At 40.9% G+C, this 14,504-nt stretch carries 12 protein-coding genes and 1 tRNA gene; 4 read left to right on the plus strand and 9 right to left on the minus strand.

Translation table 11 applies throughout. The annotated features are described in order from the left end of the window. Positions 1-597 precede the first annotated feature (597 nt). From F0145_RS08875 to F0145_RS08900, 6 genes are all read right to left on the minus strand, one after another. Positions 598-2,826 (minus strand): alpha-galactosidase, encoded by a 2,229-nt coding sequence (locus F0145_RS08875; RefSeq protein WP_150088026.1) that lies wholly within the window; start codon positions 2,824-2,826, stop codon positions 598-600. A 290-nt stretch (positions 2,827-3,116) separates the two neighbouring features. Then, complete coding sequence (locus tag F0145_RS08880; protein WP_150088028.1) at positions 3,117-4,214, minus strand: YsnF/AvaK domain-containing protein; 1,098 nt, start codon at positions 4,212-4,214, stop codon at positions 3,117-3,119. Between the two features lie 43 nt (positions 4,215-4,257). Next, the gene (locus F0145_RS08885; protein ID WP_150088029.1) at positions 4,258-4,713 is read right to left on the minus strand and encodes a YsnF/AvaK domain-containing protein; all 456 of its coding nucleotides are present in this window, start codon (positions 4,711-4,713) and stop codon (positions 4,258-4,260) included. Between the two features lie 725 nt (positions 4,714-5,438). Beyond that, a complete protein-coding gene (gene msrA / locus F0145_RS08890; RefSeq protein WP_223815909.1) occupies positions 5,439-5,990 on the minus strand; it encodes a peptide-methionine (S)-S-oxide reductase MsrA in 552 nt (183 codons plus the stop codon). A 374-nt stretch (positions 5,991-6,364) separates the two neighbouring features. Then, positions 6,365-6,595, minus strand: coding sequence for a hypothetical protein (locus tag F0145_RS08895; protein ID WP_150088031.1), 231 nt, complete (start codon positions 6,593-6,595; stop codon positions 6,365-6,367). A gap of 539 nt (positions 6,596-7,134) precedes the next feature. Beyond that, positions 7,135-7,953: a phosphatase PAP2 family protein gene (locus F0145_RS08900; protein ID WP_150088033.1), complete on the minus strand. Its 819-nt coding sequence runs from the start codon at positions 7,951-7,953 to the stop codon at positions 7,135-7,137. Positions 7,954-8,339: 386 nt separating this feature from the next. On the opposite strand from F0145_RS08900, the gene F0145_RS08905 reads away from it, so the two are divergent. Together F0145_RS08905 and F0145_RS08910 are read left to right on the plus strand one after the other, a co-directional pair. Next, positions 8,340-9,245 (plus strand): phosphatase PAP2 family protein, encoded by a 906-nt coding sequence (locus F0145_RS08905; RefSeq protein WP_150088035.1) that lies wholly within the window; start codon positions 8,340-8,342, stop codon positions 9,243-9,245. A gap of 116 nt (positions 9,246-9,361) precedes the next feature. Beyond that, complete coding sequence (locus F0145_RS08910; protein ID WP_190277518.1) at positions 9,362-9,511, plus strand: hypothetical protein; 150 nt, start codon at positions 9,362-9,364, stop codon at positions 9,509-9,511. A gap of 365 nt (positions 9,512-9,876) precedes the next feature. On the opposite strand, the gene F0145_RS08915 is transcribed toward F0145_RS08910, so the two are convergent. Then, positions 9,877-10,284, minus strand: coding sequence for a hypothetical protein (locus tag F0145_RS08915; RefSeq protein ID WP_150088038.1), 408 nt, complete (start codon positions 10,282-10,284; stop codon positions 9,877-9,879). Between the two features lie 215 nt (positions 10,285-10,499). After that, the gene (locus F0145_RS08920) at positions 10,500-11,420 is read right to left on the minus strand and encodes a bestrophin family protein (protein WP_150088040.1); all 921 of its coding nucleotides are present in this window, start codon (positions 11,418-11,420) and stop codon (positions 10,500-10,502) included. Between the two features lie 104 nt (positions 11,421-11,524). Between F0145_RS08920 and F0145_RS08925 the strand changes: the two genes are divergently transcribed. Further along, positions 11,525-13,411: a chloride channel protein gene (locus F0145_RS08925; protein ID WP_150088042.1), complete on the plus strand. Its 1,887-nt coding sequence runs from the start codon at positions 11,525-11,527 to the stop codon at positions 13,409-13,411. Between the two features lie 74 nt (positions 13,412-13,485). Beyond that, positions 13,486-14,115 (plus strand): HPP family protein, encoded by a 630-nt coding sequence (locus F0145_RS08930; protein ID WP_150088044.1) that lies wholly within the window; start codon positions 13,486-13,488, stop codon positions 14,113-14,115. 208 nt (positions 14,116-14,323) lie between these two features. Here the strand turns inward: F0145_RS08930 and F0145_RS08935 are convergent. Continuing rightward, positions 14,324-14,395: transfer RNA gene (locus F0145_RS08935), tRNA-Glu, on the minus strand. Positions 14,396-14,504 lie beyond the last annotated feature (109 nt).

The following is a 14,504-nucleotide window of genomic DNA, read 5'->3' on the forward strand; positions in this document are numbered from 1 at the left end:
TATATTGGTTAGCGTTTGCTTGCCCGAAGCTGACCTTTTTAATATAAATTTTTTTAAACTGCTTAGTAGTAAGCTTATAGGTCTGCTGTTATTCAGATTAAATAAAATTCTTGTTTCAAAAGTTCAACAGTATTTATAATTATTTTAATACTAATTAATAATATGGCCCTATTGAGTTTAAACGCATTTATTGAATAATCCTAAAAGAAAATTAGTTTGAACTTGGTGCTGGTAATAATGGAAAGAGATGAAGAAGAGGAACGAAGACTAAACGGAAAGGTGATGTGGCGTAAGAATTTTTCAGCTCGACTTTGGTTAAGCAAATGCTATATTTAATGTATATTAAATTGAAATAGCGCATTAACTTTCTTATTAATATTTTCTAAAGAATACCTACCCAATGCTGTCATTCTGAAAGAATCTTATTGGCTGCCTGCTGGCAAGATTCTTTCAGAATGACAGCATTGGGTGGTACGGCCTTAGCTTTATTTAAAGCGCAGCAATCATTTAAATTTGGTATAAATTAAAAATTACCCAAAAAAGAAAGGCCGGTCTTAAACTAAAACCGGCCTTTTCTTTTTGCAGTTCTTATTAGAATTACTTTTGCTGCGTTAGTTCTAATATTACGCTGGTGCGGCGGGTACTTAACTGCGGGTTAAAACCTACGGTCATGAGGTAGTCGCCGGAATAAATTGCGTCTTCTTTTATGGGCGTCCGGGTTTCGGGATAAAGATTAAGCTCTTTTACTTTGTACTTTTTGTCTGGGTTTAAGCCTTTTAATTTAATTGGGGAGCCGGTGCCAGCGCCGTAACGGTTACCGACCATGTAATTAAACATTACGGACCGGTTTTGAGCTTCGTTTACATACATTAAAGAAGCAAAATCATTTTCGTGCGGGTTGGCCAACCGGAATAAATTGCCGTGCCATACTACTTCTTTAATGGAGTTGTAGTTTTTTACGGCTTGCTGGCAAAATTGGAGTTCTTTCGGTTCTAACTTGCTTACCACAATATCAAAACCCAGCTTGCCCATCATGGCTACATCGGTGCGGAATTTTATAGGTTGTTTGCCCCAGTCGGTTACGTGATTGTCGTGCGAAATGGCCGGGAAAAAGTAAGAATACTCCCACTGCATAAAAATGCGTTCCAAAGGATCAGTGTTATCGCTAAGCCAGAATTCGGTAAAATATTTAAGAGCCGCATAATCTACCCGACCGCCGCCGCCGGAGCAAAGCATCATGGGCAGTTTGGGGTATTGGGCCCGAAACCGATCCAGCACTTTATACAAGCCTTTTACATAATCGACGTACAAATGCGACTGGTTTCTTAAGTAAGTAGAGTGGGCGTTGTAGATTACGGCATTGCAATCCCATTTAAAAAAGGCTACTCCGGGGTTTTTGGTCATGATGTTGTCCAGCACGTTAAACACAAAATCCTGTACCTGCGGGTTGCTCAAATCCAGCACCAACTGGTTGCGGTATAAGTGCTCTTCGCGGCCCGGCTGCCGGATTACCCATTCGGGATGTTGTTCGTAGAGTTCGCTTTTGGGGTTTACCATTTCGGGCTCTACCCAAATACCAAATTTTACGTCGTTATTCTTGGCTTCTTTTACCAAATAACCAATGCCGTGCGGCAGTTTTTGTACGTTTTCCTGCCAATCGCCGAGGCCGGCTTTATCGTTGTTGCGCGGGTATTTATTCGCAAACCAACCGTCGTCGAGCAAGAACATATCTACGCCTAATTTTTTGGTATCTTTAATCAGTTCGGCGAGTTTGGGTTCGTTAAAGTCGAAATAAGTGGCTTCCCAATTGTTCAGGAGCGTAAGGCGATCGCCTTGTCCGTCCAGAATGCGGTATTTGCGGGCCCAGCGGTGCAGGTTACGACTGGCCTCGCCTTTGCCTTTTTCGGAGTAAGTATAGAGGAACAAAGCGGTAGTAAATTCCTGGCCAGGAGCTAAAGTATAAGCCGAGGCAAACGGATTAATACCGCCAATAATGCGCAAATTATTTAAAGGATCTACTTCCAAATCTACCCTGAAATTACCAGACCATTCTACCGACCCGTACAATACCCGGCCTTCGTCTTCGGTAGCTGGTTTATCTAAAGAAACCATAAAAGTAGGCGGCTGGTACAGGTTGGCGCGGGTACCCAGTTTAGAATCGAGCACTTTAATGCCGGCGGTTAGTTGGGTTTCCTGGGTTTGCATTTCTTTGGCCCAATCGCCGTGGTAGTGTTTCAGGTAATAACGATCGGCGGAAAGGTACAGGTTAGCCGAAGCGTATTTGTGCAGCGTAACCGGGCCTTGCTGGTTATTTTTTATTACCGACCATTGCTCAATGACATCTTCATCGTGGTAAACTTTGTAAAATAAAGTTACTTCTAAGGGGTGTTGCGGATCGCGGAGCACCAGACTAGTGGTGCTTACGTTTTTATCGGTTTTCTGCACTTTATGGCTCACGTACTGCAAATCCAAAGAAGTATTGCCATCGGAGTGGGTAACCTGAATGGCCGGTTCTACCAGGTTGCGGGATCCCGCCGGGGTATAAGCTGAATTCAGGATGCCGGAATAATCATCGCCACGGCGGTACATGGTGGGTACGTGCTGGTATTCGGCGGGCGTTTTTAATTTTTTACCGAAGTACGTAATGCCTACCCGCTGATCGGCGCCTACCTGTAAAGCCAGGGCATGGTGCTGGGTTTCTATTGGAATAATGGTTTGTTTCTGGGCTAAAACCTGAGTTGTAAATAAAAACAGCAGGGAAAGTAAAAGGTTACTTTTAATTAGTTGTGAAGAGCAGAAATGCTTTTGAACGTTAGAAAGTAGCATAAACATTAAAAGGTAAACTTTAAGCAGCAACTAAAGGTAAGCCGCCGATTAAAGTGTAATATATTCTTAAGCCCGAATTTATTTAATTATTACGAATTAACGCTGAATAATTAATAATTGGCTCCAAACAGTTTAGGTAAAAAGAAGCGGAGCACCATTCTGGAATAAAAGTAGCGTCGGTTAAATATTGGGTATATCGGGCTCAGGAAATTGCTTTAATAAAACTCAGGCAAAAAAAAGGTGACGACCTTTGTAAAGCCGTCACCTTTTAAAAAAATATTATGCTGTTATTATAAAGCAGTTGAACGGTCTCCGTCCAAGTCAGTTCTTCTGCGATCGTTATCTAAATCTAAACGGTTCCGGTCGTCTAAGTCTGTATCCAGGGTATTGCGCACATCCGTATCCAGGTTGTTCCGGTTTAGGTTCTCTACGTCTACTTCGGTTTTGCGCACGGTATCGCGCACTACTTCGTCGCGCTCCTGTACTTCTTTGTTTAAAGAAACTTCTTCTACCACCCGGGCTTCTTTGTTCACTACCGGCACTTCGGCATGTTCCGTCATTTCAATAGTTCCTTCCCGGAAAGTATTTAGTTCGTTATCGCCAACCGGCCGGTTAACCGGGTTGCGGGTTACGTTTACGTGTTCTTCGCGCAGGCGCAAATGCTCTTCTACCGGACGTTCAATAATCCGGCTCCGCAGGCGTACGCCACCGGTTTCAACTTCCCGTTTGCCTACCTGCAGGTTTTCTTCAATAATCGGAATAGAGCGGTCAGCATCTAAGCGGTCCGAATCCAGATTGGTGCGGTTAAAATCAGTATCTAAATTAGTACGGTTATAGTCGGTGTCTAAATTATTCCGGTTATAATCAGCGTCTAAGTTCGTACGATTAAAATCATCGTTTAAGTTAGTGCGATTAAAATCAGTATCGGAATTGGTGGTACCAGCGGTATTGGGCATACCGGTAATACCGGCTCCGGAAGCCAGCGAACTGCCGGCAGTACTTAACCTATCAGAAGTACCGGAATAGCCATAACGGGCAGCCTGCTCATCTACATCTACGGCACCATAATCATCTAATAATTCAGCGGCCCGACGGGCTTCTTCATCGTTTTGGGCATGTACGGTTACTACGCAACCATGCCGGGCAGCAGTAGAATATTTGCGGGCATCGTCGTCGTTATCGCCTCCGAATAAAGAGCGGAAAAAGCCACCAATGCTGTCATCGTCGCGGTCATCATCATACCGGTCAGATGTTGTAGTATTATTATTATAACTACTGCGGTCCGAAACATCAATACGGTCGCGGGCTATGCCGTTGCTGGTAAGCTGCGTTACAGCAGTTTGGGCTTGGCTACTATTGTCGAAAATTCCTATTACGGTCTGTGTCATAGTTTTACTTAGTTTTTAAAGGTTGAAAAAGGTGGTCTAAATTTTAAGCCGGTTCACTATCTGTCGGCTCAATGGTTTGATGCTCCACGTTTACTGCTTCTTTTAGCAGGGTAACCGGTTGGTTCACCTGCGTTTGTACTTGCTTTTTGGTAATACGGAGCTCTTCTACTACCAGCAAACGTACTTGCACTACTTCCCGCAAAACCGGAATAATCATGGTTTCGCCTTCGTAGCGAATCGGGGGCGGAGGGGTATCCACGTATTCGTTTACCGGCACCCTTTCTACTTGGTGTTCTTCGTGGGTTAACGCCACGTTCACAAGTTCTTCTTGTTCCTGCACACTTTTGGTAATGCGTAAACGTCCCGATTCTACTACCTGCTTGCCAATTTGCGCTTGTTCCTCTACCACCGGAATCACGAATGAAGAACCTGCCTGAGCAGCAGTCTTTTTATCATTCTTTGATTCCTCAGCTTCAGATTCTATTGCAATATTTATCATCGGGTATTAGCGGTTAAGTAGGCCTTAATTTACGGCCCTGCCCCAGATTAAGTTTACTTCTTTTGAAAATAAAAAATTGTACTTTCGTTTAGGGCTGCTGTGCGATTAAAATGCCAAAAGGTGTATATAAGTAAAGTAAAATATTGAAAAATAGCTTAATAAATTAGTTATATATAGCAGCTTTTGATAATAGTAATCTGGAGATTTTTTAAAAATAATTGTATTTATGAAAGGAGACTGGATTAGTGATTTAAGAGCAGTATTGGCTCAATAGCGCTTTTGACCAATAATGCTGAAGGCATAATAAATATATTATTTGAGCAAAACAGCTTTGAAAAAGCTGACAGAAAAGGTAAAATTAAATATCAAAAAAGAAAATTAAATTAGATTGAATTCACCCTAAAAACAGGAAGAGAATTAATTGAATTAAGCCAAAAACTGCCAGTTCAAATAATTTATTTTCAAACCAACAATTTTTAATAAGCTGGATTAAAAAATATTACCCGCTCCCAGCAAATGTAGAAGCAGAATAATATTTTTTTATTAAGAGAAGGAATAAAATTAATTAATTGATAGTACGCAAAAGCCAAACAATTAGAAGTTTGACTAATCCATTTCAGTTATTCTGGGAATACAAGTATACCCAGAATAACTGAAATGGGTTGCAAAGACAAATGAGAACTATACAGTTTAATTTTGCGCAATATCAGTTATTGATAAATGTATTATTTACCTGACCAGTGCCGCTCCAGAAAACCGGCTCGTCCGGAACCTACGCTATAGCGCTGGTAGTGCAACGGGTTCTTTTTATAATAATCCTGGTGGTACTCTTCGGCCGGATAAAAAGGTTTAGCGGATAAAATTGGCGTTACAATCGGGCGATTAAAAGCACCGCTTTGGGCTAATGCTATTTTAGATTTTTCGGCCAATTCTTTCTGCTCCGGGTTGTGGTAAAAAATGGCCGTTTGGTAAGAAGAACCCCGATCCGCAAACTGGCCGCTGGCATCTGTTGGGTCTATTTGCTGCCAGAAAACCGATAATATTTCATCGTACGAAATTATGTTTGGGTCGAAAGTTATTTGCACGGCTTCGTAGTGCCCGGTAGTATCGGAGCATACTTGCTCGTAAGTTGGGTTTTCTACGTGGCCGCCCGTATAACCCGAAATTACTTTAATAACCCCCGGCCATTTATCAAAAGGCTTTACCATACACCAAAAACAGCCACCGGCAAAGGTAGCCAACTGGTAAGGCGTTTCAGATTGCATCTTGTCTTCCATTTGGTTCTTTTACTATTTACAAATAATAGTCTGCTATACAAGCGCTTAGTTTATATGCATCACAGCAATAAATATAATATTGAGCCTGATTTATAGTTGGTGTTGTTTTAAACGCAACAAAGCCGTTGGTGTTTATTTTTTAATTTATTTAACCAAAGCAAATAAACCCGGTATTAATGTAATCAAAAAAGTATGTATAAAATTATTCAGGTAAAGTGGCCGAAGTTGGCTAAAATTTAATTGCTTTATTTAGTAGTTCCTGAAAATGAAAAGAGAAAAATTAATAAATATATTACCTGTTTGGTCGCTTTGTAATTTTAAAATGAAAATGTTTATAAATTAAAAAGGAAGCTTTTGAGGCTTCCTTTTCTTTATTATTGAGATTCCTGACTGGCTTCTTTTTTTCTACGTCCACGGTAACCGCCGCGTTTTTTAGCGGGCGTTACATTACCCGATTCAATTTCTGATAACAGTTTTTCTAAAGCTTCAACGCTTTTTTTCTGCTCGTTAATTACGCGGGTTAAAGTTGAAGTGATTGCACTAATCTGCTCTTTGTTTTTTTCTGCCGATTTTAATGTTTCGATTACTTCTTCATATTTGCTCATAGAGGCTTGTGTTTAAGAGTGAAATAGAAAATTTTGATAAACCTATAAATTATTTTTGATTATAAAAAAACTTATCCGGAATTTATATGCCAGCTTTGAAATATGGCAAAATTTGTAGGGTTTTTTTTAAAGAAAAGGCCGTTTTGATTAACAAAGAACGGAGCACGCTATAAAATGAAAACTATTGCTACAATTTAGAAGCCACAATTTAGAGCAAAGCAATATACGGCAATATTTGCTGTGCCGAAGCAGCTAAAAATATTGCAAGCTTAAGTCGTTCAGGAAGAACCTATTTGGCAGCCTGCTACATAGTTTCCTCCCCGAATCCTTGGATTTCCAGAATGACAGGTGTGGATTGCTTAAATTTCTATTTTTAACTCTTCCGTAATAGCAGTTATCAAAATGTCATAAACAAAGCGCTGCCTTTGCTGGGTGTTTTCACCAGCAAACAGTTTTACAGCCGCTTTAAAATTGGCGATGATAACACCACCAATGGCGTTGTATTCTGCTCAAAACAGCTAAACTAAACAGCTTTTTACTTACAAAGGGTTTGGCAACGACATTTTGGTTTTAACTTTAGTTAAATCTAACACCATACCTACTCCAGGTGTACCGTAAATGTAAGTAGGCATAAATACGACCGAAGGCTTCCGGCCCCAGCGGTTGCGGTGCGACAAGTAAGCCAGGTGCGAAGACAAAATACCAATACCGGCGCCGGCTAATACATCAGATTGCCAATGGGCGTTGTTTAACATGCGAAGGCCGCCAACACTGGCCGCAATGGTGTAGGCCCCAATGCCGTACCACGGACTTTTGTGGCGCAATTCGGTGTGCAGAATAGAGGCCGCCAGAAAGGCGTGGGCAGTATGGCCCGATGGAAAAGAATAACGATTTTCGCCATTTGGCCGCAACTGATTCGTGGTGTTTTTTAATCCCAATACCAAAATGCCGTTAATAGCTTCAGCCTTTAATATTACCAAACCGGTATTTAAAAAATCGTTATTAGATTTAACATTGAGCAAATTTGCCAGCGCCAGTTCGGCAAAAGGAGCAAACACCAAAATATCATCTACCCGGGTATGAAAGTTAGGAAAATGCCGCTGAAGATCTTTCTGGGCATCGTAACTGCTATAAAGGCCATTGTCTTTGATAGTGGTTAAACCATAACCAATTAAAACGGCGGGCACCACCGTAGCTTTAAAAATTTTAGATTTAAAAAACGGCGCTTTTTGCGAGGGAACTAATACGGAATCCTGGTATTTTTTTAAGGTATCGGTTTCCTGGGCTACTAAAATGCCAGGGCTAAACATACCTATATAGAACACTACAAAAAGGTAATACTGTTTAATTTGCTGCATAAAAGAATAGTATTAAGGATGAATTTGGGATTTACGAAAAATTTTGTTTTTGGCTGAACTTAGAACTGAAAAAAGCTTGGAAAATAAGATTGCCTAAAAAGGTGAACTGGATAATTAATTAGTTGCTTTCGTTTATAACTGCTTACCCTAAATTATTAAGTATTAAATCATAAAACCCTTAAGGGGTAAAAAGCTATATTCCGAAGAAAGAAAAAGCTATTTTAAATACTGGTATTAGCTTATGTTAACGTTTAAATATTATTGTAACATTTAAGTATTTAGGTCTCCTGCTTTTGGGGAACTTATAGATTATAAGCTAGGTCTTCTTATTAATTCTCCTGCTTAACTAATCATTTAGCTACCAGTCCTTTTAAACTTTATCAAACATGTTAAAGTATTTTTTGCTTGGTCTACTTTGGGTTTGCCAAGAGAGTTATGCCCAAAGCACATCTGGTTCAGATTCCTTATTAATGAAGGATGTGCGGTTGGAAGTTTACCAATTTCCATATTGGCAGCAATCGGAACAGAATAGTTTATTGTTAAATATAATAGTTCTTTTACGCCAACCTTCTCAAAAGCTCAGTCCTATATTATCACCAATAAGTATTTCAGAACAACTTCGTTTTAATGCGGCTGTAATTGCGCCAGCTTTGTTAATAGGAGCAGGAATGTTAACCCAAAACAACCCCGAATATTTTGAAGCTAATGAAGCTGTACAAGAAGAGTTAACGAGAAAATATGCGGGTTTTCATACTAAGCTGGATGATTATACTCGGTACGTTCCGCTAGCGGCGGTTTATGGTTTAAACCTAGTGGGGGAAAAAGGGCGGAATAATTTAGTAAACCTATCCATGATTGTTGCCCTGTCGGGTTTTATAAATAATACGCTTACTAAGAAAATCAAGCAAGTCGTTAAAGAGCGTCGCCCGGATGCAATGAGTTTAGATGCGTTTCCATCGCAGCATACCAGTATTGCTTTTGCTAATGCCGAAATCATGCACCAGGAATATAAAGACCAAAGTGCCTTGGGCAGTGTAGCTGGTTACTCTTTTGCCGTGGCTACGGGTTCTTTGCGGATGCTTAATAACCGGCATTGGATATCAGATGTTGTAGCCGGAGCAGGAGTTGGTATATTATCTACCCATTTGGCCTATATAATTTACCCGTGGTTACAAGAGCAGATTAAACTAAAGCTCGTCAGAAAAAACTTAATGGGAATTGCACCTATGTATCAGAATGGGAGTTATGGTTTAAGTGCGGGCTTCATTATTGAGCCAAAGCAAGTACATTAGAAAAAGTTTTAAATTAATCTGTAATGTATCGCGCCGGTTTATTTCAAAGCTTTTGAAGTTGGAATATTAATCAATAATATTGTTTGTTGGCAGATAAATCTAAAAGCAAGATGAAAATGACAAAAGAGGAATTTGATAATAGTTATGCTCAGGCACTTACTAATATAGTAGTAGCAATGGCGGAAAATCCGGAAATAGATCCGAAAAAATTTTATAACATGACTTGTATTTTAGAGAACCTGCGCTTGGGGCTATTCAGAATTTAGAAGAGTAAGTCCTTTCAGTAGATATATTACAGCATTTTGGCTAGAGAATAAATAAAGTCAGATAATTGCTGATAAATAAATTACAAACCAGCTTCGGGTAAAAGATTCGCTTTTTATTTTATCCAATATTTATTATAAGGTTGAATAACTGGGGTTTACAATTTTAATAAATTATTTAATATTTGTAAATCTGGCTTAACTAATTAAAGGCAAGGCGCGTTTTTAAAGCTATTGTTCTTTACAAAATTAGCAATAATGCCGCCGGCGGTAAATTAGATTTCTGGATTGATTGATAAGACAATCTGGAATATTAGCCTAACTAAACCATCAAAATAAGCTGCGTTTTAAGGTAATTATGATTGGTTTTATTCTACCCACATTTTGCGGGCAATGCCCATGCCAACTAAATTTCCTTTGCCGCCACTTCTTAACAAAACGGCTACATTTTGCCCTTGCTGTAACTCTCTTAAACTAATCGATTTTCCTTCAGGGCCTATAATTTGGGTAGTTGGCAAAACGAGTACGTAAGCCCGGTTATAGCGCGAATCCTGCGAAGGAAAGCCTTCTACTTCTAGCACAACCTGCCCCTGGCTATACTGCCGCATTATAATGCTGCCTTTTATATCTACTCTTTGAGGGGCTGCGTTCCGCTTATTAGTAGTTGTGGCATTGGTGGTGCCAGCGGGGGCGTTACTGGTTTGGCAAGCAGTTAGTAAAACAACAATTAATAAGCAAAAAGTTACCCAGCTTTGCGGTTCGTTTTTAATTTTCATCTGCTTAATCTTTAAAGTCTAATTGCTGTAACGGCAGCAAGCCAAACCGGGATATATTTTTATTGACCTATGATTGTGAAAGAGGGCAGTATTGCGGATGCAATCATTTGCTTGTTACAAATAAAATATTCATCGGGGCTATTAAATAATAGATTTGTTTGAAAAGTTAGCTTTAACCTTGTGGGTAAAACTAATTGCCCGAAGTATTTCATAAATCAATCAACTAAATATAAATTCTCATTCTTCGGATAGGTAGGAGCCGGCATATTTATCATTTCCAGCAGCGTCGATTCAATCATTCGGCTCATGTTGTTCAGGGCAAGGTCGTTGGGTTCCAGGCCAAAGGGTTCTTCAATTTCGTTTATAATTACATCTAAACCCATAAAAGCATAACCCACCAATACAACAAATAAGGGCGTTATCCAGCCGCTGTTTTGTACCAGGCCAAAAGGTAATAAATAACAGTACGCATAAACGGTGCGGTGCAAAAGCAAGCTGTAAGGGTAGGGAATGGGCGTACCCAGAATTCTTTCGCAGCCGCCTACGATATCGGAAAGTACATTAAAATTATGGTCGAAAGCAGTTTGGGTAATGGCATCTATTCGCCCTTCTTCTTTTGCTTGCCTAACCCAAAAGCCTAATTCTTTTAACAGCCGGATAGGTTTATATTGATGCTGCCCAACAGCGGCCGCCAAAGGGTTGGGTAAGAGCCGTTCCAGATCTGGGGTAGCATTTGTTTGCCGGAGCTGGTGTTTTAAGGCGTAGGTAAACGCAATAAGCAGGTGCACAAAAGAAGTAACCTGTTTTGAATTTTCTGGTAAACCGCCCATGGTAATGGCCTGGCGGGCCAAAGACCGGGTGGTATTTAACAAAGCGCCCCAGAGCTTACGGGCTTCCCAAAAACGGTCGTAGCTGGCATTGTTCCGGAATCCCAAAAATATAGCCAGCGCAATACCAATAAACGTAAACGGCACCGGATTAAAAGAAACGCGGTAAGCCGATAATTCCTCGCGAAAAAACACGACTAACAGCGAAAACAAGAACAAAACTACTAAACGGGGCAGAATATCTTTCAGGATAGAGCCGCGCCAAACAAAGAGCATGCGCAGCCAATTATGTTTTTCTCTAATAATCATGAATGAAGCTTTGTGCCGGTTTTTATATTGTGCTGCCTATCTTTGCAGCCCAAAAGAGATAGATACGTACATAGTTGCGGGAAGAGTAACGATAAAAGTAGCCGATGGAAAAAAATATATCGAATGAGGGAGTTCCTATTTCAGTTTCGCTGGCCCCTACTTTAGAAGCCGAAAACATGCGGCCGCAGATAGCACCCGATAAAAAAAGGCTTTTGTTTATCTCGGCATTGGCGGTTCTGGTGGCGGTTTGTATCAGCTTTATTGCCAAATTATTGGTTTACCTGATAGATTTGGTTACGAATATTTCTTTTTACGGCACCTTATCCGTAGAACCAACCAGTCCGGCACATCATGCCTTGGGTTGGTTTGTAATTGTGGTACCGGCGATTGGGGGCGTTATTATTGGTTTAATGGCTTTATACGGTAGTAAAGCCATCCGGGGGCATGGTATTCCCGAAGCCATGGAACAGGTTTTAACCAATCAAAGCAGAATAAAACCTTCTATTACTTATTTAAAACCTATTTCTTCGGCTATTTCTATTGGTACGGGTGGGCCGTTCGGTGCCGAAGGACCCATTATTGCCACCGGCGGCGCGTTAGGTTCTACGTTTGGGCAATTATTAAATATTACCCACATCGAGCGCAAAATATTACTGGCCGCTGGCGCCACTGCTGGTATGTCGGCAATATTTGGTAGCCCCATTGCCGCTATATTTTTAGCCATTGAATTGCTGTTATTCGAATTTTCGCCGCGCTCAATTATTCCGGTTGCTTTGGCTTGTATCACCGGGGCCGCCGGGCATTATTTTTTATTCGAAGAAGGCCCGGTTTTTCCTATTGCCAACCTGATTGCGGTGCCTTCTAACACGGCGTTGCTCGCTTACAGCGTTATAGGCATTGTGGTGGGGTTACTATCGGTGGTGGTAACCAAGCTGGTATATTTAACCGAAGATGCATTTGAAAAATTACCAATCCATTGGATGTGGTGGCCGGCCATTGGCGGCTTGGGCGTTGGGTTAATTGGTTATTTTGCGCCGCGTACCCTGGGCGTAGGCTACGAAAATATTACCGATATTCTTTCGGGTAACATGCCGCTGCAAATTGTACTAACGTTGTGCGTGTTTAAATTTCTTTCCTGGGTAATTGCTTTAGGCAGCGGAACTTCGGGCGGAACCCTGGCACCTTTGTTAACCATTGGTGCTGCTACCGGCGCTTTATTGGGCAGTGTTATTATTTATTTGTTTCCGGGGGCCGGCGTTACGCTTACGCTGGCAGCTTTGGTTGGTATGTCGGCTATGTTTGCCGGTGCCTCACGGGCCTTAATTACTTCTATTATCTTTGCCATCGAAACTACCGCGCAGTCTAATGCTTTGCTGCCGCTGCTGGCTTCCTGCACCGCTTCGTATTTCGTTTCGTTCTTTCTGATGGAGAATACGATTATGACCGAAAAAATTGCCCGCCGGGGCGTAAAAACACCGCATTCTTACGAGCCCGATATTTTAGAGAAAGTTGCCATCGGGCAAGTAATAGAAGAAAACCGGTTGGTGTTAAGCGCCGAGAATCGCATTGGCGAAGTACGGGAATGGCTGGAAAAAGAGCAGGATTATAACAGCAACTTCTTTGTAATTGTAGATCAGGAGCAAACTTTTAAAGGCATTATAAGCTCATCTAACTTATTCAGCAACCATCATAACCCAGATACCTTAATTGGCTCGCTGATAAAAAGAAATCCAGTTTCTATTTCGATTACCAACAGTTTGCGCACCGCGGTAGAAATGATGGCTAAAGAAAACGTAGATGTTTTGCCGGTGGTATCGCAGGATAAACATATGATTGGAGTGTTAACTTATAAAGATATTATTGCGGCTTACAAGAAAAGTATTGACGAACACGAAAAACAAACACCCAATCTTTCGCTTAAAAAATACAGCCTCAGAATATTACAACAAGGCCAGAAACTGATTACAACAGTAAAACGGAATGGCAAATAATATTTGCCAAAGCAATTTTTATTAAAGCAAGAGAATTAGCGCTGTGCTAAACAGCAATATTTTAAATATTACAGATGCTCGATAACCTGGAAACCCGAGAACATCCTACCGGTAATAAAATTAAGAAAAAGGTGAAAAAGCATCTTCGCCTGGCCCGGTACATTTTTTATAAAGAAACCTTAGTTGATTCAACCGAGCATTTATGGACTTTTATTGGGTCTTTTACCGGCATTGGCCTGATAGGATTATTGCACAGTTCTTACTTTTCTGCATCTGACAATTTATTTCTGATTGGTTCTTTTGGGGCTTCTTCGGTATTAGTTTATGGCATCATCAACAGTCCTTTGGCTCAACCCCGTAACCTGATTGGCGGGCACCTGATTAGTGCATTGGTAGGCGTAACCGTTCACCAGCTAATTCCGCAGGAAGCCTGGCTTGCTGCGGCACTTTCGGTGTCGCTGTCTATTGTGCTGATGCAAATAACCAAAACCCTGCATCCGCCCGGCGGCGCTACCGCCCTCATTGCCAATATTGGCTCCAATAAGATTACGACGCTGGGTTATTATTATGTGTTAAGTCCGGTTTTATCCGGCGCGGTTATTTTGCTGCTGGTAGCACTGGTATTTAATAATATAACTCCCCGCCGGAAATACCCGCTTAATAAAAAATGGTACCTGGTATGGAAGCGAAAATACCGGCAATAGCATCATGTTTTTAAAGTCTATATGCTGCTAAAGCTTTAGCAAATATTTGTTGCTCTTTGAGAGTTTAAGCACCAAGCAGAATATTCAGAGGAGAATAAGAAAATTTAAACCAGGCTTAGCAATAGGTCTGGTTTTCTTTTTAGGTGAGTGATAGGATTGGGGAAATATCAATAAAAAAGCCGCTCTACATATTGCAGAGCGGCTTTAGTAGCCCGTAGGGGAATCGAACCCCTGTTACCAGAATGAAAATCTGGTGTCCTAACCCCTAGACGAACGGGCCGTTTAGTTTATCTGACGTCCTTGTTCCGTTTTGATGGTGCAAATATAGAGGGTGATTTTATATCTGCAAAACATTTTTTATAAAAAGTTACGTACAATTCAGAAGTGGC

The organism is Adhaeribacter rhizoryzae (genome assembly GCF_008629685.1).
Taxonomy (GTDB): Bacteria; Bacteroidota; Bacteroidia; order Cytophagales; family Hymenobacteraceae; genus Adhaeribacter; species Adhaeribacter rhizoryzae.